We start from the raw sequence: 23,161 nt of genomic DNA on the forward strand, positions 1-23,161 counted from the left end.
CAAATTAATCCTAAATGAAACCATGCTTGAACTGGTCTTAAACTATAAATGGTTCGACATGATCGAATCAGGCGAGAAAAAAGAGGAGTATAGAGATATTAAACCCTACTGGATTAGGCGCTTGATATCTCCTTCGGAACCAATGGACGGGGAACACTGGGAGGAATTCTGTTCAGATCTAATGAATCCAGTCCGTTATGACAATGAGGCTGAAGTGATGGCCTACTTCGATTGCAAGTTCATTCCTTTTGCGTCGGTTCGATTTAGAAGAGGATATCAGAAAAACGCTAAAACGATGATTTGGAATTTGGGTCCATTAAGTATTGGCAATGCAAAGCCAGAATGGGCAGAAGGTCATATGGGTAGAATGATTGTACTGCCACTTAGTGAACGAACTCAATGAACCGCTACACCTACCTAGGCGACCGCATGACTGACCCAACCCTGAAAGGTCAGTTATGCACCGCTGAAATGAATGGAGATAAGTGCATCAGGGGCACAAATGGAAACATGCTGGTTCGCTTTGATAATGGCCGGGTGGCTAATGTGATTGGGAGGTTATTGAGGAAGGTTAAACCAGATTCATTATGTGGGGATTAATGTATGTATGGGATTGCCCCAAGTGTGGGTAACTCCTAGATGATGAGATTGCTTACAACTCACCTATCGTTGACGTCAGATCTGATAGTGTAGAGCATTTGAACTTATGCCTGGAATGTGGCTGTGAAGTGAAACAGCGCATGAGTACAGGTTCAGATGGACAGCCAATTCCAGTTATGGAGGAGGTTGATGACGAACGCATGCGTGAGTTCGCTTATGGTGATGATTCAGATGACGATGAGTATGTAGATGATGGCGATGACTGGTTAGATTAAAACCGATCACTATTTTTTATAGTATTATACTAATTTTATACTTAATGGAAGCGACACCCGAAACAAATCCCCTTGATAAGCTCAATGCCCGGCAACGCAAGTTTGTTGTCGAATATCTTGATTGTCTGAATCAATCTGAAGCTGCCCGGCGTGCGGGTTATTCAGAAAAGACCGTTCGCCTTCAAGGTCATCGCTTGATAACGAATGATAACGTTATCAAGGCCATCGCTTATTTGGGCGAACAAATGATGATGAGTGCTGGGGAAGCCGTTCGGCGTTTGACGGAGATGGCCAGAGGGAATCTGGTCCCTTTCTTTCGATGGGTTCAGGAGGTTCAATACAATGTCTTAACCGGTACTCCATTGACTGACTTGAATGGTAATGTGGTCACAATGCTCGTTGCCAAACTGGATCTGACCAGCGAAGAGGCTAAAGCAAACCTTCACTTATTGAAAAAAGTGAAACAGGGTCAGTACGGCTTGGAGATTGAATTGAATGACCCAAAAGATGCCCTTGACAAGATCCTGCAACTACATGGCCGTTACAAGCAGCTGCCTGGTGATGCCAATCAGCCGAAGCAATTATCGGCCTATGAGTTGCCGGATGGTACGACAATTATTTTTTAACGTTTAAATCAACTTCCTATGTCTATTGCAACAGTACAACGAGGATCAAAATCGTTTCGTGAAGCCGAATTCGGTTCAGGAGATATTATTATCATGAAGGCCCGTGAGACGACAGAGCATCCTTACGATAACATGATCATTTTGGCCGACGATGGGAATCCGCATGAGATAGGTGCTGATTCGGGATATGCGCAAACTAATACAGATCAGATTCCGATGGTTGGTGACCCTATTTCTTTGAAATTCAATAAGTCAACTAGCGTTCGCGTCCTTATTGAGGATCTATTGGAGATTGAGCAAAACCTAATTGCAGACGGAAAATAGATCATCCAATGCCAAAACTTACGATCAATTACCCCGTCAAAACATATAGGTCGGTTCAGGTTGATATTACGAAGGAGGAAGCGGATAAATTAGCGTTGATGGGTAACCTTGAACGAGCGATGTTTATCTACATTAAGCACCCATCGCCTGATCTAATTCCTGCTTTATCAAATCAGGAGGTAAGAATAGACTGGGAGAGTAACTAATGACAGCCATTCCCACAAACACCCAGGTATCATTTAATCCCGAGCGATTCCCAAAGGCAGCGTTGTTATTCAACGCTGCCCATTCGGGAAAGTACCGGGTTATTGTGTGTGGTGGTGCTATTCGGGGCGGCAAGTCCTTCGGCGTCGGTGGGGTACTTGTGACGCTTCACAAACGCTTTCCCTATAGCCGATCGATCGTGGTACGGGATAGTCTGCAAACACTCAGGATCACTACCCTGCCGACAGTCGAAAAGCTCATACCGCAGAACTTCATTAAGAAGTTTAAAGGCGATCCCCAATTTCAATGGAAGTTCACCAACAACAGCAGCTTTCAGTTCTTCTCTGAGCAAGACGCTACCGATCCGGAACGTAAACGGTGGAATGGCCTTGAAACAAACTATATCTGGCTAGAGCAGGCAGAAGAGTTACAAGAGGCCACCTACGATAAGGCGCTGGAACGCTTAGGGTCGTATTTCATCCCAAAGCATCTAGGATTACAACCTCCGCCAATCTTATTCGTAACAGTAAATCCAACAGATACCTGGGCAAAGACTAAGTTCTATGAGCCGTGGTTGAACGGTACGCTTCCAGACCACATTTGCTACATTCCGATGACGATCGACGATAATGGAGGTTTAGAGCCTTCGTTTCGTGAGTCGTTAAACATGCTTAGGCAGACCAATCCAATCAAATACAAAATCTTCGTCGAAGGTCGCTGGGACGTGCGCGAAAAAACGGGTGGTGAGTGGTATCACGAATTCGACTATGGCAAACATACCGTCGGCAAAGACAAAGGAGGTGTGCCATTTCTCCCCTCTTCGCCTGGTGATGTACACGGGACGTATGACTTCAATACTGTGCCTTACATGACGCTGTTACTGTTTCAGCCGGTTCGGTCATTGGCCAAAGTACAGCTTCGTTTCTTCAAAGAATACTGCTTAGCTAGTCCTAATAACTCAACGGCCAAGGTTTGCGAGTTTGCAGCCAGAGATTATCTGTTTCCGTTTCGAAGAACATTCACCTACTACGGCGATCGCCAAGGCGAAAACCGTGTTGAGGGAGAAGGTAACTTTCGTAGGTTCGACCGGGTTCGCAGTACACTTGCCCCCTTCCTTCACTCACGGTCGAATCAGGTCAACAAAGCTGTTGTCGTAAATACACTCATGCGGGATTTTATCAATGACGTGCTAGCAGGTCTAGTACCAGGTGTTGAAATTCTAATCGATGAGGATAATTGCCCGAACCTGATCAAGGATCTGGCCACTACAAAAGAGGTCTCCAATGGTATCAAAAAGGAGATTGGTAAAGATGCCAATGGAAACCGGTACGAAAAGAACGGTCACTGCCTATCTGCATTCACATACGGTGTTGGGACATATCTATATGATATTTTCCTACAATGGAAAAAGCGACGAGGGAAGATTGGAGAGTGAAAATTCTTTTACGGATAGACGTAGCCTTCGACGCGGACATATCTGTATTTGGCCGCTATGGCCGATGCTTCACCTTCCTTTGTAACCAATACGAAGTTGTCCCCTCTCTGGTCGCTGTAGTACAATTTTAGTGGAACTGTGCCTTCAACCTGACGTGGGAATACATAGCCGAGAATACCTATAAATTTATATTGAGCAGCAATTGCAGATTGCTCTCCCTCATTTGTGGCTGTAGAAAAGAAGTCATGGGGGCTTCCTCTTTCTGTCACTTTTAAATAAAGCTTTAGTGGCACAGTGCCATTTTCTGGATTTTTTAGAATAGTGCCCTCATGACGTACCTCCCTGTATCCTATTGCTTTAGCAAAATTGAATAATTGGTTTTCTGGGCCTTTTACAACTGTTGCATTATCATAAGATGGCCAAATAGCCAGACTTTGAGTAACATTTGGAATGTTGCCGTAGATTAAAAATAGCTCGCTTCGATCCTGAGCTTTACTAGGCATAGCAATCAAAATTGCTAATAAGATTGAGTACAATAAATGCTTCATATGAGTTTTAACAAGGTGTTTGTTCAAAGCGACGGTCTTTCAGCAATATAAGAAATTGAGGATTTCTTCTCCAAAAGAGATTTTATTACATTTGCACATATATTATTTTTAATCGTATTTTACGATAAATATTCGTTTTTATCTTTAGCGAATAGTAGTATTTGGCCGCGCCCGGTCGCATAGGGCAGTTAACCCCTGCGATCACATGCCCAACTTTTCAATCGACCAGGCGCGCGAACTGGTTCAGGATACGATCAATAATGGCACCCGCCACGCTGGCTATCAGCGCACGGTTGATTTGCGCGAAGATTACCTAACGATCCTGACGGGCAAAAACTGGCAGCGCTTCCTGTCCCGTTTCCGCCTTCGCACCGATCTGGAAGAATACCAGCAACAACTGGAGCTTACGCACCAAAATCTAAGTAGTACCTCATCCTTGTTGGAAAAGAAATTCGGCCAGATCAGCCGGATTCAGGACATTAAGAGAGGCCTGAATTTTGAGGGCACATCGAACCGGGATCAACAGGACCTTCAGGATGTACTAAACGACTTCGGTGGCGAAGGGTCTGCTCAGCGCGGTACACTTGAGGATTATATCACGCTGATTTACGATCGCATGGTGCTCTATGATCCAAACGCATTTATTCTATATGATTTCGCGCCGTTCAATGCACTACTAGGCGAACGGGCCCGACCCTACGGGATTGTTTTTCCGTGTCAAAACGTATTGAATTTCCGCCACACCCGAGGGGATCTGGATTATCTACTCGTTCAGGTATTTGTAGACTATAAAGATCCCGATGGAATAGCCAAAGTAGCTACCGACTACATCTGCTGCGCGGGACCTTTTACAGTTCGCTACTATGAGGGGGCTGATGGTCGTCAGGATTTACCTCAAGTTTATGAGGAATTTAAGGCTAAGTCTGAGAAACTATATCGCATTGCCTTATTCTCGCCTGGCGTTAAAAAGGTGCCTGCGGTTCGTTTAGGCTATATACTCGATATTGAGACCGATAATCAAACCTGCGTTTCTCCTGCCTTTCATTCAGCGCTTGATTTATTTCGTGAACTCATTGATCTGAAATCGCTTAATGATATCGTCACCAAAAAACATGGGTGGCCTCAGCGATTCAAGCAGACCCCTCCCTGCCCTGGTGAGATGAACCCGGAAACTAAATTCCGTGATGGCTGTAACGATGGTACCAACACGCGAACGGGCGAAACCTGCAAAGAGTGTGGTGGCACTGGCCATATAACCCACAAGTCAGAGCAGGATACCATCACCGTAGACTTGCCCGACAATCCAGAGGACTGGCCAGATCTGTCGAAGTTGGTTTATACCGTTCAACCTGAACTGGAGACCATCACCACATTTGATGAGAAAATTGAGAATAAGAAAATCGAAATTATTAAAACGGTTTTCTCATCCGATCAGCAGGTACAGGTCCAAAGTCCCGCCAAAACGGCTACTGAGTATGTCGTAAGCCGGGAAGATCAAAATAACACCCTATTACCCTGTGCTGATCAAAAGGCCCTTGTCATAAAGACATCAATTCTTCACGTTGCGGCTTTGATGAACATATCCGGCATCGTGAAGCCATTGTATGAATACAATCGTGACCTGAAGCTAAATAGTGCTGATGAAATTTTAGATAAGATCGCCGATAAAACCAGCAAAGTATCGTCGACTACGCTGGAGCAGATTTATGACGACTACTATCAGAAGGTTTATGCCGCTGATGAGATTGCGCTGGAGTGGTATTATTTTCTAAAAGCGCATATCCCGTTTTATCTCACGCCAAATGAGGAATTCGAAACCAATGTAGCCAGTGGTTATATAACGGATTCCGATCGGACCCGCCGTATTTATTGTGATACGATCGTAGCGGATCTACGCATGACGGCTCCAAACATTTTGCAATTATCCTACCCCGAGCAGGAGACTAAAATAACGGAGATAGTCGACAAGATTTTAGCTGAATTGCCTAAGACGGTTAGTCTGACCAATATTCCAACACCTCAACAACAACAGGCATAGTTATGGACTTTTCGCCCTATTTAGGTTTAGCCCGAAATCCAGAAACCTTATCAGGTCTGGTACCAGAAGGTGAGTCCGATTCGGTAGTAGATAAAACACTGCTTTATTTGGATGACATACCAGAATTGCCTCTCGTACGGATTCAGCAGCCTGACAACAAGGATGTAAGGGCAACTGCACGCATGCAGGCTAGTAATGTGCTCAATGCAGATCTCAAGGCATTCCTAGGTAATACATTCCAGAGTCGGCCATTGTATTCAGGCTTACTGGGCAAAGTCTCGTACACGCAATTTCTACAGCCCATCAGCCAAACCAAACGGGTCTTATTCAATATGCGCTACCTAACGGGCGGTGAACTGCTCATTCGCTCGGTGGGAATTATCGTGTCGGATAACCTAACCGATCAACTGATTGGGCTCTATAAAGTTGGTCAGGATGATCCCATTAAAAGCAAAACGGTCCCGACTATTCCAGCCCGAAGTACGACACAATACTCTGTTGGCGAGGCCTGGCGTATTCCGATGGATGGTGGCAGCTATGAGCTTCGTACAGTCCTGCCCCAAGGCGTGAAGGTCGCTGACAATCCATTAGCTTGTGGTGGTTGCGGAGGAATGGGGGCTTTGCATGGCATGATTACTAACTGTTGTGACGGCCGTGCGGATGGGTTTGTGATGACGCTGGGTGGCAGTTGCGACTATGATCCACTTTTGTTACAGCTAATGGAAAATGATCGCACCAGGCTGGTCATTGCCTATATGTTAGCCTATCAAACTGGCTATATCCTTTGTGTCCCGCCAGCGTCAGGACAAATCGAACGGGCTACTGTGCTCTCCGAAACGGATATGGCCAATGCAGCCGCTCAATGCCGACAGGAGTATCTAAATCGGCTTAGCTGGCTCAAGATGGAAGTGCCTAAGCTTGGCCTATCCACCGATAACACCTGCTTTCAGGCCGTTGCGCCACACGGCTGGAACCGATCAGGGGCTTTTCGATAGTGTATTTGTTTTTCAACCAATAATCCAGAAGTAATCATGAGTCTTTTAAACAAAAAACAACAGGCCCGGATCACGCTGACCACGCAAACGCACGTGACTGGTGCTACCAAAACGCTGGCCAATGCGGATGGTCCCATTCAGCTCATCGTCAATCCAGCGGCAACCCTGTCTGCTCTAGCCGTTACGTTTCCCGCTACCCCCTTTGATGGTCAGGTCGTGACAATTTCCGCAGGTGGCACCATGACAACAGGTACGGTAGTCACTGCACTTACGGTTGTTGCGAATACCGGTCAGGGTGTATTAGAGCCTACTGCACCTGGGTCAACAGCCGCAGGAAAAAGCGTTTCATACCGGTATAATTTGGGCTTAACCAAGTGGTTTCGGCTGTACTAAGCGAATGTCGACGACTGAATATCAGCAACGGATTGCGGCTATGCGGCAGATGTTGGAGACTCAAGCTCCCAACATTTCGCTTCGCATGGCCACAACCGGGCTGACTCTCGTCAAAGAGCGAAGTATCCGGGATGGCATCACCGTCGATGGTGCGTTTGCCGAATATTCGGCCAATGAAGTCTATAAGTCCTCATTCAAGAATAAGACCCTTAATTCAGCGGGTAGTGCGTATGCCTCTAGTGGTGGCAAAGGGACCTATGGCGAACTGCGAAAGGTGCAGGGGCGAAAGTCGGACCATGTGAATCTGTTTTACCGGGGGCGCATGTGGACGAGTTTGCGGATAATCAGCCAAACCCAAAACGGCTTTCGGTATTCGGTGCTCGTGGGGCCTTCAGATGATGAAGCAACGCAGATCCTGATCGCCAATATTAAACGATACGGCAATTTTCTAAAGCTGAACGCAGAGGAGCAACGCCTATTGCTGGCTGATGCCGAGGCTGATGTTCAGGATATTATCAATCAATTTTTATAATGGTCAACGCTCTTATTGCTCGCTACCTCGTCGATGCCCTATCGGATCTGAATGGTCCGGTTATTTCCCGTTTGGCAGGCCTGGTAAAAACGCTCGAAACAGATGCGTTTACGGCGCCCAAGAAGAGTCGTTTTCCAGCTCCTATTGAATCGACAGACTCCTACTATGCACGTTGGGGAAAAGCTTTCCCAGATCTGGTGCCTAATCAAAAGGAACGCCTTATTGTCTATTTCGAGGACTTCGGCGCTACCAATAGTAACGGGCGTTGGATCTCGAAACTTCGATTGATAGGATGGGGCAATAGTGGATTATTTGAAAATGTCGATATCAACCTTTTGCCTGTGGTTCTAATTACAAAAATCGCCAGGCTGCTTAAGCATGTACCGGTTGATTTTTATTCACCCGTAAGCGCGTTACGCTGTGAAGTCGTGGGCTCTCCTGCAGCCGACACAAATTTATTTAGCAGATACACTTATTCGGAAACGAGTAGCCAATATTTGCTTGCCCCCTATTTCGCTTTTGGTTTAGACCTGACTATAACTTATGTACTCAATGATGACTGCACTACTGAGCTTATTGCTTTGCCTGTTAATTAGCATTGTTGCTGGTATTGCTGCGAATGGCTATGTGAACATCCTGACCAAGCCCGGTCAGGTGTTAGACTTTTGGGCGAAGTGGCTCTATGATTTGCGGGATTGGTATGTAGGTACTACCCCAATGGACTTTCATGAAGGGGACGAGGGGCCAGAGATGGCTGAGTATTATGCTATTCGGCACCAGCGAGCGGACTACGTACTAAAACCGTTACTTACCTGCGTGTACTGTGTGGCTGGCCAAATGGGTTTCTGGCTGTCGTTATACTACAAATTATGGTATAACACCAACTATACTATTATTAGTTGTTTGATTACCGCAGTCATTGCCGTTTGGCTTGGTGGCGCATTTCAGGCTATTCAAAAAAAGCATTTTCCCTTGTAAAGCAGCAGAGTTGAATTTTATATTAGTATAGGGTTAAGTTAGTCTTACCAAGTAAACGTTTGTCGATAACATACTTTGATTTATCAAGCACTTTTATTTTACCCCTTCTAGCCAATTCATGTGCTGGATTTATCAGATAATTATTTTCATGCCCTGAAATTGCAGACGGAACTTTCATACATAAACTCCCTTCTACATTCAACCAGTAGTCGGTTTCTTCCCAAAGTTCTGGACACCAATTAGGCCAACCGGTCCAATTTTGAGATGGCGCTCCTAAATCATATATTGAAGTGGCAGGAACCCATAATTTCAGACAGGAATAGGAATCTTTAGCCAGCTCTATTTCAGGCTTCAGGTGTGCCAAGGTCTCCATTGCGGCTGACGACGGATTTGTGGCTGCGTATAGAACAGAAAGTCCCGGTCTGTTCCAACGCCCACCATGTAGAAACGCCCCCTTGCCTGTTAGGTCATCAATAAACGGTGTGGATGCAATTCTAAATAAAATCATACTAAAATACCCCGTATGCTATTCGTCCTAGAATATTCATGACCTCATCAGCACTATCATCTCTTTCAATTAGTTCAACTGGGCTGATTCCGCTGACTGGGTCTTTCGTGTCCAGCCACACTGAAAAATTAACCCGATCCTTAAAAATATATTTCCCATAGGTGCTCCAGATCTCATCTAGTTCAAACCTATACTCCCATTTTGTTGGCGATGATAGAAAAGGGTCACCGCTTCGGCTTTCAGGTTCAGCTGGAATTGGGGCTGCCTCTTCCGGAACAGACGATTCTTTAGGGGCGGTTTTGTAACCCTCCTCGTCATCATCGTCAGCAAACATAATTTCTCGCTCGTTCATTACTATGTCGTAGTATAGGTTGTAGAAAATCCATCTACAACGATCTCGCCATTAGGCAACTTAATCTACTAATTAAACGAAAAGTTTGCAAATAAAATGCTAATTAAGTGTTTGATAGTCAGTGTTTTTACTGTTCATTATCGTATAATACTATAAATAACTTTATTTTACATAATAATCGACGAAACAAGAGCGAAATGAAGCAATGACTACGGCCAATAAGTAACCTATAAACTAGCTTCCCGCTGGCTGCTCAGGATTTACAGAAATTTTATTCGTCCTAAGCAATTTAAGGGTTTGCCGAGCTTCATCAGCCTGTTTTTCTAGCTCCTTAATTCGCGGCTTTCTATCTGGAGGTGTTCTATGAAGCTCATCCATTATTTCGTTATAGGTTTTCTTAGCGCCCATTATAGCAATTTGCCGAAGTAATAAACTGGCGCCAAGTCGAAATAGAAAGGCTGCTCCTAGTCCTATTACTGGGGCAGCAGACGTAAGCACAATTCGCCAACCTGGATGAGATTCCAGTTGATTGGCAATGGCGGCTACGATAGTACCAATACTTACTTCTAAAGTTGGTGTCGACTTTTCTTTAACAACTTCTGTACTGGATTTTGGCGTGGTTGCAGGAAGGTTACCCTCGGCCATTATTTAGCAAGCTCAGCCAATTCGTGGATTTCTTTACGGTTGAGCCGAGTTGATACTGTTACAGATTTACCTGTATCCTTTCGAGTAACAGTAATATTTTTAGCCCCTTTTACTTTAGTAAAAAGGGTAACAGAAGAGATCAGTGCTGTCAAAATACTCCCCGCCAATAATACAATATTTAAAATCTCTGGTGTGTTCATCACTTAACTTCTTTAAATTAATTTTTCAATTATTTGTGGATAATTGAAAAATCTAAATTCCAATCAATCATTCAATAACTAACATAGAATCTATCAGTATAATAGATAGCAAGTTATAAAAGGTGGTAAGCTGAAGCTCCTTCATGACTTGGAATTAAATTTCCAACATTCATTCTTATTGAAAAGCCATTAATTAAATGCGACAATTTCTCTTCAATTTTTTGTTTCCAATTCGTTTCATACTTAAAGAACTTTATACATTTAATAGACGACCTATCCCAAAGAACTACATTTTTATAAAGGTCGTCTATTGCCTTTTCAAGCTCCCAAATACTAGATCTATATTTATTAATACATTGGATGTATTTCAAGTCCCCACCAATAGGAATAATCCTGGAATATAATCCCAGTAAGATAGTCAACTTTGTTTTTTTTGCACCAATCCCAGAGAAATAAAATGAAAGATTAGTATTAAGCTCAGAATAAAAATATTTGAGTCTTTCAAAAAACGGATCTAAATACTCTTGAAACGGATCTAAATGCTCTTGCTTCGGTTCCCTATGTGATAATAGTTCAGCTAATAATTCAGCCTCTAATTCCGTATTTAACTTTAAGTCAAAATTAAGAGGTTTAAATTTGTACCTTAGTTTTCTTTGATAGCCAACTAATTCTCCCCTAACATCAAGAACAGTCTCACAGCCTAGACCCACACTATTCAATACAGCATCCCCTTTTGCTTGACTGATATGCTTAACTAAATAGGATTTACCTCGATTATAGTCACCAAATAGAGCAATAGGATACTCTTTTTTAACGTCTTCAATTATTAGGCCAGGAATTGTCTCCGTAAGGTGCGATATTTCAGATAAAATCCTTAAACCAGATGAACCTACACCTATAAGTATAGGACGTTTTTGCTTATTTGCTTGCTCCTCACTTCTTTCAGGATAATTTTCAGCTGAATCGCGGGAATTATCATGTGTCCTAAGTACATTGCGGTTATCTAAAAAAATATCGCCCTCATCAAAGAAAATCATACTATCAACTTTACAGAAAAGTGATGCTGCTAAAGCACTACCTGGACTAACTTCCTCTCGCCTGCCAAGGAATACTTCAGTCTTTTTTAAAGGAGAAGGTAATACAGAGGAACAATCTTGAGATCTGACAATTGAAAGACTAGGATCAATGACAGGTGTAACGCAAGTGAAATAGTTATTTAAACCATCAAGACTACCTTCTAGTGTGTGATTCCAGACTAGATTCGCTACATGATCAAGGGTAATCATTAAGTCCTTCATGGCCTTTTGGTTCTAAATGTTAACTAAGATCTCACTTACTACTTCATCAGCTTCCTGGCTTAATCCACTTGCGTACGTCTAAGTAACGAAATATTTTCCAATAAAGTTGAGGAATTTATTTTTTAACTATCTCACAATCAGCCGATTACCATTATTTATAGTATAATATTATTTTAAATCGTATTTTGCTTTAAAAATTAGTCATGAGCGAAATTAATTCTAGTTTATTCCCCGTTGACATTCAGCCCAACGCTCCCCAGTTCGAAGCCAATGGCCGAATCTACACTGTCGATCGGGAAGTGCGACTGTCGGTCGATCGGGACTGGTGGTTAGAAAAATTTAGCATTGGTGCGTTAACCGGCCGCGATGGTATGGCCATCCTGCGCGAAATACGCCGGGCGTATGATGCCCTAAACGCAGGCACGATCGTCGATGCTGGGGTGATTCTGGATAACGTCATGCGCGGTGCGGCTGATCTGAATGCCAAAGAGGCTCCGCTCTATTATATCTGTACGCTCTTTATCAACCGAGAAGATGAGAATCGTCGTCATTATGATCTGGAATTAGCCAAACAGAAAATAGCGGACTGGCGTGCTGCGGGAATCAACTCCGATTTTTTCAAAGCGTCGGCACTAAACTACCTGAGCATTACCGGCGCTCACTTGAACACGCTCATGGAGACCTTTTCGGGAATAAATCTGCCCGAACTGAGCCTGTCGGACCAAGGTCCCCAAGATCCGTTCGACAGCAACTAAGGGAGCGCGATGCCTACTGGTCCGACCTACTGCTGAATTTATCCGAAGGAAGGCCAGAAGGCGTATCAACGCTTAAGCAAATGGATACCATTGAGTTCTGGTATTTCTATAAAGCCTGGAAGAATCGGCAACAGGCGATTGCCGATGCCTACAACCAAACCTAGTACCTGCCATGCAGATAGACCTTAAATACGACCTAGACCTCGAAGAAGCGTTTCGCAAATTCGATCTGCTTTCTAACCGGATGGGCACGATCGAAGATGCTCTGACAGGCATGCGTCGGCAAAATCCGTTCGTTGAGGCTAACCAATCTGCTTCGCAGTTCAATACGACGCTTGGTCAACAGGCGCAAGCATATAGGCGCGTCCAATCAACTACCGAAGCCTTTCGCCAGGAGCAGAAACGACTAGAAAATCAGCTAAAAGAGCTAAAGAGCCGGCAGGCTGAATTTATTGCTGCTGGTAAGTACGGCGAATTAAAGGAAAAAATTGCCCAAACCGAATCACAGCTGCGCAGGCTAGGTGATCAGTTAGACAATGCCAAGCAAAAATCAGAAGGTGTAAGAGGTGCTTTTGACAAAGTTGGTTCGGCCATTAAAACGGCTTTTACGGTTACAGGTATTTTGTTTCTAATCGAAAAAATAGTTGAATTAGGGCAAAAAGTTATTGAAGTAACCGGTAGTGGAGAACGTTATCAGAATCAATTTACGCGGATTTTTGAAGGAAATTCTCAGGTTGCTGAGGGTTATTTGGCAACACTCCAAAAAACAGCCGACACAACCAATTTTACGTTTGATGAATTAGCGGATAACGTTGCAAAACTCGCCAGTCGCGGTATTATTCCGACGGAAAAAGAACTTTTAAAGCTTGGCGATACTGCTAATTTCATCAACAAGCCGTTTGAGCAGCTGAATGAGGCCATTCTGGACGGGAGTAACCCGGAAAGGTGGAAAGAGCTAGGGTTTGTTGTATCCACTCAGGGGAACAAAATGACCCTCTCCTATGGGGATTTTAGCAAAACTGTAGACAAGTCCGTAAAAGGCGCTTATGAGGCCATTCAAGCGTTCGCGGAACAGGGCAAGGTACTAGGATCAACAGCTGAGGCAGGTAAGACACTTTCAGGTCGGATGTCTACCTTAGCTGATAACTTTGCTGGTATTTTTCGGACAATTGGACAGGGTAACAAGGGGGTTTTAAACGACCTGCTGGACTTGTTTTCAAGAATACTTATTGGAGCCAAAGACCTAATCAAAGGAATTCAACCCTTTGCCGAATCGTTTGGTGGAGCCTTCGTTTCTCTTGTTAAAGCAATCGGTGGTGCACTTGAATCACTCACCAATTTTTCAGATGCTACGACGTCAACAGCCACCGCAAGTCAAAAATTTGGTTTCTATTTATCCAAGTACATCATAAATCCCTTAACTGGCTTTTCGTTAATCATTGCCGGCGCAATTGAGGGGCTTAACCAAATGGTATTGTATACCGAGTATGCGGCCGCAAAACTCACTGGAAAGTCGAGCTTAGCGGCCGCTTTGGATCAACAGCTTAAAGATTCCAAAACACGTGTTGCTGAGATTCAGGCGGAACTGGCCAAGGTCGGAAAAGCTGCGAAACAGTCACTCGCGGATTATGAACGAACCGATAATCAACGTCAACGTCGTGAAGACCGTAGGGCCAGGTTAGCACAGGAGGCTAGCGAAAATTTCAAACCAACCCCTGGCAAAAACTCCCCAACCCAAGTTGATCAAAGTGTAATTAAAGCTCAACAAGAAGAATATAACTTATTACTTAAGACTCGTGATGAGTACGTAAAAGAGTATATGAAATTAGACGAGCAGTTCGGAAAAGACAAACTCGAAGCCTTAAAAAAGGATGAGGTTGCTTACATAACCGAAAAGGCCAGGCTCGATAAAATGGAAGTTGATGCCGAAGAGGCTCATCTATTAAAGCTATTGCAACTAGCTTCATCAAACCGGACTCAGATCAACAAGCTCACAGGTCAACGCGAAGTTGTTGCTGATACATCCGTCGTCTTACCCGCAGACATCCAAAGGCAATTTGACGATAAACGGAAACAGATCGATGCCGAGGCCGATCGACAAACGCGTATTGCCAAAATTCGCCAACAAGCTGAATTAATTGGTCTGGAGAAACAGACCAATAAAACGGAACTGGAGCTATTCGACGCGTACTGGGAAGAGCGGCTGCTGAAAGAAGGTAAAAATTCAGCTTTGCTTATTGCACTTACTAAAAAACGGGATGATGATCGCAATGCACTCATTCAGGACCAACTGATTCGGGATCAGAAAGCTCAGGAGCAGATTAGTCTGTACAATATTCAGCTTCGCACAAAAGGCACTGGTCAGACGGGTACGCAGTTTGCCAGGACGAATCAACTGGATGAGATTGCTCAGCAGTTAATATCTGCCGAGAATCAGATTTTTGGACTCAATGAGCAGAATGATCCCAAGAATACACCCGAAATCAAACGACTCGAAGCGTATGTAAAGGCCCTGAAGGAAAAGCGTAAAGAAATTGAGTTATTAGGTCCTGTCAACAAAGACATCTGGGATCTGCTAGGTATATCCAAATCCTTTAAAGACGAAACTGAACGGCAAGTCTTTTTGCAGGGGATAGATTTGATTAGTAACGCTATTCAACAGGCTACGCAGGCGGCTGTTGAATCCAGTGATGCCCGTATTCAAGCCTTAGATGCCCAGATTCAGGCCAAACAGGAACAGGTAGCCACGGAAGAGGAACGTGATAAGGAAGGCTATGCCAACAATCTGGCACTTCGTCAGGCGGAACTCGATGACCTGAAGCGTCAAAAGGCTGAAGAGGAGCAGGTTAAACGAAAAGCCCTTGCCGTTCAGCAAGCTCTTGATTTAGCTTCCCAGGTATCAAACAATGCGGTAACAGTTTCCAATACGGTGACGGCCATTTCTGAGATGTTTAAGCAGTATGGTAAAATTCCATTCATTGGCGTTATTCTGGCACTGGGTGCAGTGGCTACAATTTTGGGCACCATAGCGTCTGTAAAAGCTAAAGCCAAAGCGTTGACCCAGTTGCGCAAGGGTGGCCGTGTCCCGTTAGCCGGTCGATCTCACGAACAAGGTGGCCATCGTATTGAAGGTACAGATATCGAAGTTGAGGCCCGTGAACACGTTACCAATGCCCAGTCATCCGATCGTTTTGATAAGACACTTGAAGCAATTAACGAAAATGATCCAAAACGGGCGTTTCTGGCCCTCATAAAAGAAGGGGGATTCGGTTTGCCACAGATGGTCATTCAGTACATGCAGGGTCCTGATTTTCGCGCGAATAGTCAGTACAACATGCGACTACTGGAACAGCGGTTGGATCTTCTGATTGAAGAGCTACGCGTAGTTCAGAAGCATACCAAGCCTGGTAAACAATATATCGGCTTAGGTAATGGCATGTATTTGGAAATTGATGGTACCCATAAATATGTCCGAAAGCCATGAACCTAACCGTTGAATTAGCTTTACCTTCAGTCGATCCGACTGTATCTCAGGTTCGGGCGGTGAGTGCGGGTCAAAAAGACTGGAAGTTTTCGACTCAGCTTCAGGATGGCGAGTTGTACTATCGCACCAAGCTCAGCGGTTCGCTCATCGTAACGGGTGATGACTTCGCCTGGTTAGATGCACAACGGGAACGTTTTCCCTGTTGCGTAGAAGTGGAGGTAAATGTCTTTTCGCCAAATTGTGATACAGGTGATCTGGAACTATTCTGGCCTGGATACTTCAAAATAGATGCAGTACGGTTCGACTATACTGCTTGTTCTGCCGAAGTACGGGAAGTATTGCCCAGAGATGGCTATGATGCGTTATTTCGCGCCTGGCAGAAGCCTGTTAATTTACTGCAAAACGATCCCCAGCGCGTATCCTTTGTGGCCCTCTACCGGGATCATTATGTTAGCTCAATTGACTCTGACGGCAATCAGACAATTGGTGTACCCGAGGGCAATTCACCAGGTACCGGCTGGCAAAATGCCGAGCACGTCTATACCAACGGCATTCGACTCAACTATGCGCTCGATACACTGCTTACGCTGTCGATTACGGGCACAAAAGCCTCGTTTATACCGGGCATTACCAGTAGCTTTTACTTTGCTACGGCCAATCCCGTAACGGGGCGCAAAAATCTGGAGAAGGTAATATTAGCTGGATCGGATGCCAAGCGGCCTGTGTCGATCGACAATGCCGATATCCTGACGACTACGCTAAAAGATTTTCTGTCGGATCTGCGCGCGCTGCACAATGTGTATTACATGCTTGATCCGGAAACGGGACACCTTCGGTTAGAGCACTACAGTTGGTTCGCCCAGCGATCGTACGCGAATCTAAATCGGGTGTCGTTAAACCTAACCCTGTATCCGGATGCCTTGAAAGCCGCTAACAACGAAAGTGTAGATCTGGATAGTTTATTCGGCGTTGAGGAGTTGGTAATTACTAACAATAGTCCAAGCTACTTTGCGGAATACCGCACGGCATCGGTTCGCTATGACGATGGTTGTACGGTCAAAGACGATAAGGGCGAAGTAAAGAAAAATACGATCACTGTAGAGAAGATCTGGACCGATATCTATGCGGGGTATTCAAGTCCCGAGTCTGTGCCAGACGATTCTATTTTTCTGTGTGATATCGTGCCTGCTGGCACTATTCCGCAGGTGGTTAGTCAACTTCCCCAACTCGCAGTGGCCAGCAACAATGCAGAGTATCCAAATTATTCATCTGTGTTAGTCAAAATAGGCACGAACGGTTACCAATCAGCTGCGCTCTTATTTATTGATTTCCATCGCCACGGACGAAGCTTTACGCAGGGCGTTGTGAACGCAATCAAACAGGATGATGGCAGTTACGCCAACGGCCTGCAAATGGCCATGCTATCGACGACAAATACCCGTCGTCAGGAAGGAATTTCGATTCCGATATGTTGCACCGATCTGCCCATAAATTTGAATGGGTATGTGAAAACCAACCGCTTTGCACAAGGTCGATTGGATAAAGGTGTGTTTGATCCCAATGCAGACACGTTAACCCTTGACGTTGTGGCCGGTTCACGTTGTCAGCAGGTTATTGTCACTCCAGCTGATCCGGGGAGTGACTGCCCTCCCGCAGGACATATTATTACGGGGTATAGCCAACAAACCTATTGTGATTTTGAGCAACAAATTGTTGCGACCAATACGGATATTATTATTTATGCGGATGGGAATTGTGGCACTTATGAGCTGGCCAATCCAACCTATTCGACTGGAAACTGTTAACCGCTATGCCGACACTAACAAGCTTTGACGTTACGTTCGATAACACCTTCGCCCGAAGCCAGCCAACTGACGATACATTTCCTGAGGTTGGTGGCGATGGTGGTGGCGGTATTGCGGGTTCTGTATTTCCTTTTGCGACAAATCCTTCCTTACTGGCTAGTTGCTTGCATCATGATGGGCAGGGTTGGGAGCGGTGGAGTGGGGTTCCGATCGGCCTGCCTGGTTACCTGCTCCCGTTTGTATTAGCGGTGCCTATGCCTGGCAATCTAACTACATCCCCTTATTGTACAGAAGGGCTTCAGATTGTTGATGCTGATTCGGGTGCCGTGGTACTAGAGCCCTATGGCCTCTTATTATACCGGCTAAGCGGTGGCAGTACGCTTTATATAATCCATAATGGTAGTCAGCTGTATTCAGCACAAAGCGTTCCAGCGAGTTTACCGACGGGTACTTATCGCATTCAGCTGGGGGATGCTGTTTCCGAACCATTTGGCATTCGCTGCGGTCCCTGTAAGTTATTTCGGGTTCGACTACTAAATGATGCTCGACTAGGAGATCTGCTTTATGGCAGTTACGGATTTCAGCAGGTTTTTTATGTGGAGGGTACCCTATCCGGACCAACCTATAACGTAGAGGCAGGAACTGACAGCACATCAAAAACCATCTCAAAGATATGGACACTTTCCCTGCAAGGAACTACGGAGCCTATTGCTGATGCGCTGGCATTGGCAGGTGTTCACCGGTTAGTTGAAGTGTCGATCGTTAATGGCAGTGGCGCGCCTGTTCGATCAATACAGGCTATGGAGTTCGAAGCAAAAGGCCAAATAACGGTTAACAGTTCAGGCGGGTATGATATCGAATTGACCCTCCCTGTTTCAAAAACGTCATCGGGTTCCGCTTCGTCGACTAGTAATTGTGCGATTAGTGGTGGTAGTTTGACACTAACGCCAATTGAGTGTGAAATTACATGATTTATAATACTATTTTTTATCGTATTATACTTTTAAAATTAGTATTTATATTTGTTCAACTTGATCCCCGCCGGTGGCATGACTGGCATTTATGAGTATGGCACTTAATGACTTTTGCGTCGACTGCACCGATGATTACTGCGTCGACGCGGTATTGCCACCATTAGCAGTTGCTTGCGCAGTAACTAATGGACATCCGGTCGAGGAGGTATTTTTTACCGATCAGGGACACCCAGTTACTGGAGACCCGACGCAGGCAGCCAGCTGGACTACGCGGCTTAGCAACACATCAGATGGAACCGGCTCAGGATCTGGCAATGTGGCGCACCCTATCCGACATTTTGCGATCGTGAATGGTCAAAAGCCAGCGGGTACACCTACCTATATCAAAAATCAGGCAGGTACCCAGGCAACGCTGGATAAGTACACCCGAAGTATCACCTTTTTTGATGATGACAATTCGGACGCTAAATACGCCATGTACCGGGGCTATCAGTGTAACGGCAATGTGCTGTTGTATTACCGGTCTGGTAAGCATTTCTATGGTGGATCTGCCGGTGCTGGAAATGGGGTTGGTATTGCCTGCGTGATCAAACCTGTTCACGCGATCCTGCCTGGTTCGACTGATGGTGGTGCTCACCGGTGGATCGTCACCATCGAATGGGATGCCCGTTGCGAAGAGGACCGCTTCACGGCTCCGCTTTAATATTTAACCAACTTCATTGACAAAGCCGGAGGAGACTTCGGCTTTGCTTTTATTCATCAGATGGCAACTTTAAGAGCAACTGGGATTCACTTCACGTTAGAAATCCCAATTTATTCGCAAGATGCATTGTTCATTTTGGGCTATTCACGCAGTCGGGCTGCTGACCTCATTGAGAAGCATGGGGGATCAGTCGAATTAGTGGACTATATCAGAAATCTAAAGCAATGTAAGGGCGTCGCTACTCAAGATGGTGAGTCAGGGCGGTTTTTGATTTATATGGAAGATTTGCCCCGAAAGTCAACAGAACATGGCTCTTTGGTGCATGAGCTATTTCACCTCACTGAGCAAATCATGGAACGAGTTGGTATGAGGCATAAAATACGCTATTCATCAGAAGCTTATGCTTACCTGATTGGGCAATTGACTGCGGAAGTTTTAGGAAGGCTTTGGACGGCAACGAATATATGACGGAAGACGAATCAAAAAAGCGGATAGCGGCCATTGAGGCACTACAGCAAGCGTTCGATAATCGACTAGCCACGTTGGACAAAGATCTGTTAGCGGTACTTCTGGAAAATGCAGAGTCGATTATGGCTAACCCCAAAACGCTCTCCCTCCTACTAGGCAAGTTCGACAATCAATACCACGTGCCCGTGCTGCAACAATTTGGACTGGATATCCTGACTATAAAAACGCTCAATGATGGCTACTTTCAGGGTGCTATTGGCGAAACGATGGGCGGTAGAATGGTCAATGACGTACTATTTGAAAATGTCGCTCAACGGGTTGAGAAGCTCTTAACCGATCGCTTTGGCATTACACCTGATGGAGAGATAATCAGCCATGGACTGTTTGATTTATTTAGTCGAGACACGACAGTCAGGCGTCAGATTCAGCAGTTCGCGTACGGTCAGAAATCGTCCGGCGTTGGACTGGAACGATTCAAGAAAACACTCAAAGCGTTCATAGCTGGTGATGAAACAGCCGCCAGTCCAGCAGTGCCAGCGAGGGGCGTCTGGTCCAGGCATTACAACGTAGTGGCCTATGACGTATACCAGCAAGCGGACCGGGTAGCGCAGCAGGCCTTTGCTGAAGGTCTCAACATGACCGCCTTTTTGTATTTGGGGGGCAAAATCCCCAGTTCCCGACCGTTCTGTGTGGTTCGTGATGGGCGGTGCTTTCTTAAGTCCGAGATTGATAAAATGGGAACGCCTGCTGACAAATATGGAGGTTATGAAAATAAGGCAACAGGTTATTTTACTGGTAAACCAAAGTCCAACTATGCGCCTTTTAGTGATGCAGGTGGGTATTCATGCCGGCACCACTGGAGTGCAGTTTCCGATCGGGAAGCGCTGCGTAGAAGGGAGGACCTTAAACGGGTAAACGATAAGCTTATCGTCGTTTACCAATAATGCCAGACCACAGATAGTCTGGCATTATTGGTAAACGATTTAATTCGTTCTACATTATTCTGGGGTCGAATCTCTATTTAAAAAATACTTCAAATCTTCTTTTGCAATTTGTTTACCATGCTCATCAGTTACAATAACCTTTATGTTATTAGATGACACTTCAGTCTCAGTATTAAAATCTGACTGTTGCTGAAGTTTTTCTTGTCGTAATAAAAAAATCTTACCTGAATAGTAAACAAAAACTATTATTGCTAAGATAACAACCGAGTCAATAGCCTGGAAAGAGTAGTGATAGAAAAACTCTTTAATTTGCCTAATTATGTCTTCCAAAGGTTGTAATACTGTTAAGCTCATACCTTTTCTTTTCTATAGGTTATATTAAGCGCAATTCCGTAGCAAACGAATGCTAAAAGCGCTTCAAATGCAAAACTCTCTTTTAATAGTGTCAGCTTAGTATTTATGGTAGTATTGAGAATATAAATCCACACCCCAATAAAGAGAAAAATAAATGCGTAACTCTGGTAAATTATACTCTCATCCTTATCATTAGTTAAAAGGATTTTATACTTTCTTTTCTTCTTTATTTGGGCAAGAAGATTCTTATCAATGGCAGATAATTCAACAGGTTTTGGTTTTAAATTCCCAATAAGTAATCCAATGGCATTACTCACAGTACTTACAACCCAAAAAAACTCTAGACTTATTTGGTGACTAGACTTGATTATGATCTCCAAAGCCATGAATACAAATGGCAGTAAGACATTTAAAAACAGAAAAAAATAATCCCTAGTAAAAATCTTTATCTTAGGAAAGGTTCGGGCTAGAGCAGAGCTAGTATAGTATGTATAGAAAACACCCAGGATAGTACCAATTAGTATATCCAGTATTAAGGCCAGCGGATGCATCGTAAACTATTGGAATTCAAGTGGATATAAGACGTAGTAAAAATACATTCTTCCACATAGGAAACAATAGAGTGGATAATTTATAATTTCATATACTATTTTTTATAGTATTTTATTTTAAAATATAGTATTTATCATATCTTTGCTTTGCATTAGTTCAAAATCCTTTTTGCGATGACAAACGACATCCCTTACAAGCATCCGGAAACGGGGCAAGAGCGAAATTTCCCGGATGGACTCGGGGAAAAGTTGGGTTATGAACGCGTAGTAGGGTTCGTTCCCCCTGAAGTTCAAGAGCCGTCAGAATCGACTGGCACCGACCGGGAAAGCGAAGTTGAACACGCAATCGTCGTTCTTTCAGGTACGCTTTCCAATCCTTTTAATACGCTAAGTGAGAAAGAAAAGATGCTCATTGAGCGTCTTTCACTCCTTTTCGCTGATCTAAAAATCCAGGTCATTAGCCTGGAAGACGTTGCCGAAGTACTGGAGGAATATTCCACTCGTGATCATTTGTCTGCGGAGGATCTCTCCCAAATGCAGCGTATCGCTCATGTTGTTCTTGCTGATCAGTCAATTGAGATTCAAGGCAAACAGGAATTATTCACTAGTCCTTCCCTGATAGAAGTTCTTCGGGATATGGAAACTAAAATGTTGGCAGATCCCAAGATGAGTGCCCCCTCTAAAGCCGCTATGCAAAAGATTATTGATGATGCATTAGCGGCTTCAACTGCTCCAGCAATCCAACCCCCAACTGAATAATGGAGATCCGCCACAAGGTTACCAAGCAAAATCAGACCGTTACCCCTGAAGAGTGGGACGTTCTGAAAACGGAAGGTTTCGCCAAGAATTTCGATGTCATTTCGACCTCGGAGTTTTCGCCACCTGAATTAGCCATTCCTGCTATGAGTGCTTCAGCACAAACGGAAACACCTCCTGCTCAGGAGAAAAAAGAAAAGGCGAAAGCCTAAAGTCATCCCAGATACAATACCCGCTGACAGTCGGTTGGAAACGTTGGGATCAATCTATAGGTAGTCGGAAGTTGACCATCCGACGGATACACGATAGTATAAGGGTAGTATCCGGCCATAATGCCGGTGGTGTGGGTTCGAATCCCATTCGTGTAGCTAAGGCCGTTTTGAAATGAGGGTGTACGGAATTAGGCGGTTGTTGAT

Annotated in this window: 29 protein-coding genes and 1 tRNA gene; 22 read left to right on the forward strand and 8 right to left on the reverse strand. The window is 44.6% G+C overall.

Annotated features, from left to right (window positions below):
• The first annotated feature begins 22 nt into the window (after nucleotides 1-22).
• The 6 genes from ACYVGR_RS27890 (at nucleotide 23) to ACYVGR_RS27915 (ending at nucleotide 3,464) form a co-directional block, all read left to right on the forward strand.
• A complete protein-coding gene (locus tag ACYVGR_RS27890; RefSeq protein WP_460963014.1) occupies nucleotides 23-403 on the forward strand; it encodes a hypothetical protein in 381 nt (126 codons plus the stop codon).
• Between the two features lie 337 nt (nucleotides 404-740).
• Complete coding sequence (locus ACYVGR_RS27895; RefSeq protein ID WP_460963016.1) at nucleotides 741-875, forward strand: hypothetical protein; 135 nt, start codon at nucleotides 741-743, stop codon at nucleotides 873-875.
• A gap of 44 nt (nucleotides 876-919) precedes the next feature.
• A complete protein-coding gene (locus ACYVGR_RS27900) occupies nucleotides 920-1,501 on the forward strand; it encodes a terminase small subunit (RefSeq protein WP_460963018.1) in 582 nt (193 codons plus the stop codon).
• Nucleotides 1,502-1,519: 18 nt separating this feature from the next.
• Nucleotides 1,520-1,825, forward strand: a complete 306-nt coding sequence (locus tag ACYVGR_RS27905; protein ID WP_460963020.1) for a hypothetical protein — start codon at nucleotides 1,520-1,522, stop codon at nucleotides 1,823-1,825.
• An 8-nt stretch (nucleotides 1,826-1,833) separates the two neighbouring features.
• Entirely contained in the window at nucleotides 1,834-2,031 is a 198-nt protein-coding gene (locus tag ACYVGR_RS27910) for a hypothetical protein (RefSeq protein WP_460963022.1), read from the forward strand.
• Nucleotides 2,031-3,464: a phage terminase large subunit gene (locus ACYVGR_RS27915; protein WP_460963024.1), complete on the forward strand. Its 1,434-nt coding sequence runs from the start codon at nucleotides 2,031-2,033 to the stop codon at nucleotides 3,462-3,464. Before ACYVGR_RS27910 ends, ACYVGR_RS27915 begins: the two co-directional genes overlap by 1 nt.
• Before the next feature lie 8 nt (nucleotides 3,465-3,472).
• Here the strand turns inward: ACYVGR_RS27915 and ACYVGR_RS27920 are convergent, their stop codons facing one another.
• A complete protein-coding gene (locus ACYVGR_RS27920; protein WP_460963026.1) occupies nucleotides 3,473-4,012 on the reverse strand; it encodes a hypothetical protein in 540 nt (179 codons plus the stop codon).
• A gap of 205 nt (nucleotides 4,013-4,217) precedes the next feature.
• On the opposite strand from ACYVGR_RS27920, the gene ACYVGR_RS27925 reads away from it, so the two are divergent.
• From ACYVGR_RS27925 to ACYVGR_RS27950, 6 genes are read left to right on the forward strand one after another with little or no spacing between them, the layout of a single operon-like run.
• Entirely contained in the window at nucleotides 4,218-6,050 is a 1,833-nt protein-coding gene (locus ACYVGR_RS27925; RefSeq protein ID WP_460963028.1) for a hypothetical protein, read from the forward strand.
• A gap of 2 nt (nucleotides 6,051-6,052) precedes the next feature.
• Nucleotides 6,053-7,045: a hypothetical protein gene (locus tag ACYVGR_RS27930; protein WP_460963030.1), complete on the forward strand. Its 993-nt coding sequence runs from the start codon at nucleotides 6,053-6,055 to the stop codon at nucleotides 7,043-7,045.
• A 36-nt stretch (nucleotides 7,046-7,081) separates the two neighbouring features.
• Nucleotides 7,082-7,438 carry a hypothetical protein gene (locus ACYVGR_RS27935; RefSeq protein WP_460963032.1) on the forward strand — a complete coding sequence of 119 codons (357 nt, stop codon included), beginning with the start codon at nucleotides 7,082-7,084 and terminating at the stop codon, nucleotides 7,436-7,438.
• 4 nt (nucleotides 7,439-7,442) lie between these two features.
• The gene (locus ACYVGR_RS27940; protein WP_460963034.1) at nucleotides 7,443-7,970 is read left to right on the forward strand and encodes a hypothetical protein; all 528 of its coding nucleotides are present in this window, start codon (nucleotides 7,443-7,445) and stop codon (nucleotides 7,968-7,970) included.
• A complete protein-coding gene (locus ACYVGR_RS27945) occupies nucleotides 7,970-8,566 on the forward strand; it encodes a hypothetical protein (RefSeq protein ID WP_460963036.1) in 597 nt (198 codons plus the stop codon). Before ACYVGR_RS27940 ends, ACYVGR_RS27945 begins: the two co-directional genes overlap by 1 nt.
• Nucleotides 8,523-8,948, forward strand: a complete 426-nt coding sequence (locus ACYVGR_RS27950; RefSeq protein WP_460963038.1) for a hypothetical protein — start codon at nucleotides 8,523-8,525, stop codon at nucleotides 8,946-8,948. The genes ACYVGR_RS27945 and ACYVGR_RS27950 overlap by 44 nt, the downstream gene beginning before the upstream one ends.
• A gap of 22 nt (nucleotides 8,949-8,970) precedes the next feature.
• Here the strand turns inward: ACYVGR_RS27950 and ACYVGR_RS27955 are convergent, their stop codons facing one another.
• The 5 genes from ACYVGR_RS27955 to ACYVGR_RS27975 form a co-directional block, all read right to left on the reverse strand.
• Entirely contained in the window at nucleotides 8,971-9,456 is a 486-nt protein-coding gene (locus tag ACYVGR_RS27955; protein ID WP_460963039.1) for an RES family NAD+ phosphorylase, read from the reverse strand.
• A gap of 1 nt (nucleotide 9,457) precedes the next feature.
• Nucleotides 9,458-9,808: a hypothetical protein gene (locus ACYVGR_RS27960; protein WP_460963041.1), complete on the reverse strand. Its 351-nt coding sequence runs from the start codon at nucleotides 9,806-9,808 to the stop codon at nucleotides 9,458-9,460.
• Nucleotides 9,809-10,042: 234 nt separating this feature from the next.
• On the reverse strand, nucleotides 10,043-10,453 hold the full coding sequence (locus tag ACYVGR_RS27965; protein WP_460963043.1) for a hypothetical protein: 411 nt from the start codon (nucleotides 10,451-10,453) through the stop codon (nucleotides 10,043-10,045).
• Nucleotides 10,453-10,653 carry an effector-associated constant component EACC1 gene (locus ACYVGR_RS27970; protein ID WP_460963045.1) on the reverse strand — a complete coding sequence of 67 codons (201 nt, stop codon included), beginning with the start codon at nucleotides 10,651-10,653 and terminating at the stop codon, nucleotides 10,453-10,455. The genes ACYVGR_RS27965 and ACYVGR_RS27970 overlap by 1 nt, the downstream gene beginning before the upstream one ends.
• A 113-nt stretch (nucleotides 10,654-10,766) precedes the next feature.
• A complete protein-coding gene (locus tag ACYVGR_RS27975) occupies nucleotides 10,767-11,951 on the reverse strand; it encodes a hypothetical protein (protein WP_460963047.1) in 1,185 nt (394 codons plus the stop codon).
• 203 nt (nucleotides 11,952-12,154) lie between these two features.
• On the opposite strand from ACYVGR_RS27975, the gene ACYVGR_RS27980 reads away from it, so the two are divergent.
• From ACYVGR_RS27980 to ACYVGR_RS28010, 7 genes are all read left to right on the forward strand, one after another.
• The gene (locus ACYVGR_RS27980; RefSeq protein ID WP_460963049.1) at nucleotides 12,155-12,706 is read left to right on the forward strand and encodes a hypothetical protein; all 552 of its coding nucleotides are present in this window, start codon (nucleotides 12,155-12,157) and stop codon (nucleotides 12,704-12,706) included.
• A gap of 172 nt (nucleotides 12,707-12,878) precedes the next feature.
• Entirely contained in the window at nucleotides 12,879-16,190 is a 3,312-nt protein-coding gene (locus ACYVGR_RS27985; protein ID WP_460963051.1) for a hypothetical protein, read from the forward strand.
• Nucleotides 16,187-17,995, forward strand: coding sequence for a hypothetical protein (locus ACYVGR_RS27990; protein ID WP_460963053.1), 1,809 nt, complete (start codon nucleotides 16,187-16,189; stop codon nucleotides 17,993-17,995). The genes ACYVGR_RS27985 and ACYVGR_RS27990 overlap by 4 nt, the downstream gene beginning before the upstream one ends.
• Nucleotides 17,996-18,000: 5 nt before the next feature.
• Entirely contained in the window at nucleotides 18,001-18,966 is a 966-nt protein-coding gene (locus tag ACYVGR_RS27995) for a hypothetical protein (protein WP_460963055.1), read from the forward strand.
• A 97-nt stretch (nucleotides 18,967-19,063) separates the two neighbouring features.
• The gene (locus tag ACYVGR_RS28000; protein WP_460963057.1) at nucleotides 19,064-19,672 is read left to right on the forward strand and encodes a hypothetical protein; all 609 of its coding nucleotides are present in this window, start codon (nucleotides 19,064-19,066) and stop codon (nucleotides 19,670-19,672) included.
• Nucleotides 19,673-19,732: 60 nt separating this feature from the next.
• Nucleotides 19,733-20,140: a hypothetical protein gene (locus ACYVGR_RS28005; protein ID WP_460963059.1), complete on the forward strand. Its 408-nt coding sequence runs from the start codon at nucleotides 19,733-19,735 to the stop codon at nucleotides 20,138-20,140.
• Nucleotides 20,137-21,084 carry a hypothetical protein gene (locus tag ACYVGR_RS28010; RefSeq protein ID WP_460963061.1) on the forward strand — a complete coding sequence of 316 codons (948 nt, stop codon included), beginning with the start codon at nucleotides 20,137-20,139 and terminating at the stop codon, nucleotides 21,082-21,084. The genes ACYVGR_RS28005 and ACYVGR_RS28010 overlap by 4 nt, the downstream gene beginning before the upstream one ends.
• A gap of 54 nt (nucleotides 21,085-21,138) precedes the next feature.
• Here ACYVGR_RS28010 and ACYVGR_RS28015 read toward each other — a convergent pair whose 3' ends face one another.
• Both ACYVGR_RS28015 and ACYVGR_RS28020 read right to left on the reverse strand, forming a co-directional pair.
• Complete coding sequence (locus tag ACYVGR_RS28015) at nucleotides 21,139-21,438, reverse strand: hypothetical protein (protein ID WP_460963063.1); 300 nt, start codon at nucleotides 21,436-21,438, stop codon at nucleotides 21,139-21,141.
• Nucleotides 21,435-21,989: a hypothetical protein gene (locus ACYVGR_RS28020; RefSeq protein ID WP_460963065.1), complete on the reverse strand. Its 555-nt coding sequence runs from the start codon at nucleotides 21,987-21,989 to the stop codon at nucleotides 21,435-21,437. The genes ACYVGR_RS28015 and ACYVGR_RS28020 overlap by 4 nt, the downstream gene beginning before the upstream one ends.
• A gap of 174 nt (nucleotides 21,990-22,163) precedes the next feature.
• Here ACYVGR_RS28020 and ACYVGR_RS28025 point away from each other — a divergent pair, with 174 nt between their 5' ends.
• The 3 genes from ACYVGR_RS28025 (at nucleotide 22,164) to ACYVGR_RS28035 (ending at nucleotide 23,113) form a co-directional block, all read left to right on the forward strand.
• Nucleotides 22,164-22,748: a hypothetical protein gene (locus ACYVGR_RS28025; RefSeq protein WP_460963067.1), complete on the forward strand. Its 585-nt coding sequence runs from the start codon at nucleotides 22,164-22,166 to the stop codon at nucleotides 22,746-22,748.
• Complete coding sequence (locus ACYVGR_RS28030; protein WP_460963069.1) at nucleotides 22,748-22,957, forward strand: hypothetical protein; 210 nt, start codon at nucleotides 22,748-22,750, stop codon at nucleotides 22,955-22,957. Before ACYVGR_RS28025 ends, ACYVGR_RS28030 begins: the two co-directional genes overlap by 1 nt.
• An 87-nt stretch (nucleotides 22,958-23,044) precedes the next feature.
• Nucleotides 23,045-23,113 (forward strand) — tRNA-Tyr (locus tag ACYVGR_RS28035).
• The last annotated feature ends 48 nt before the right edge of the window (nucleotides 23,114-23,161 follow it).

It is taken from the genome of Spirosoma litoris (genome assembly GCF_054776755.1).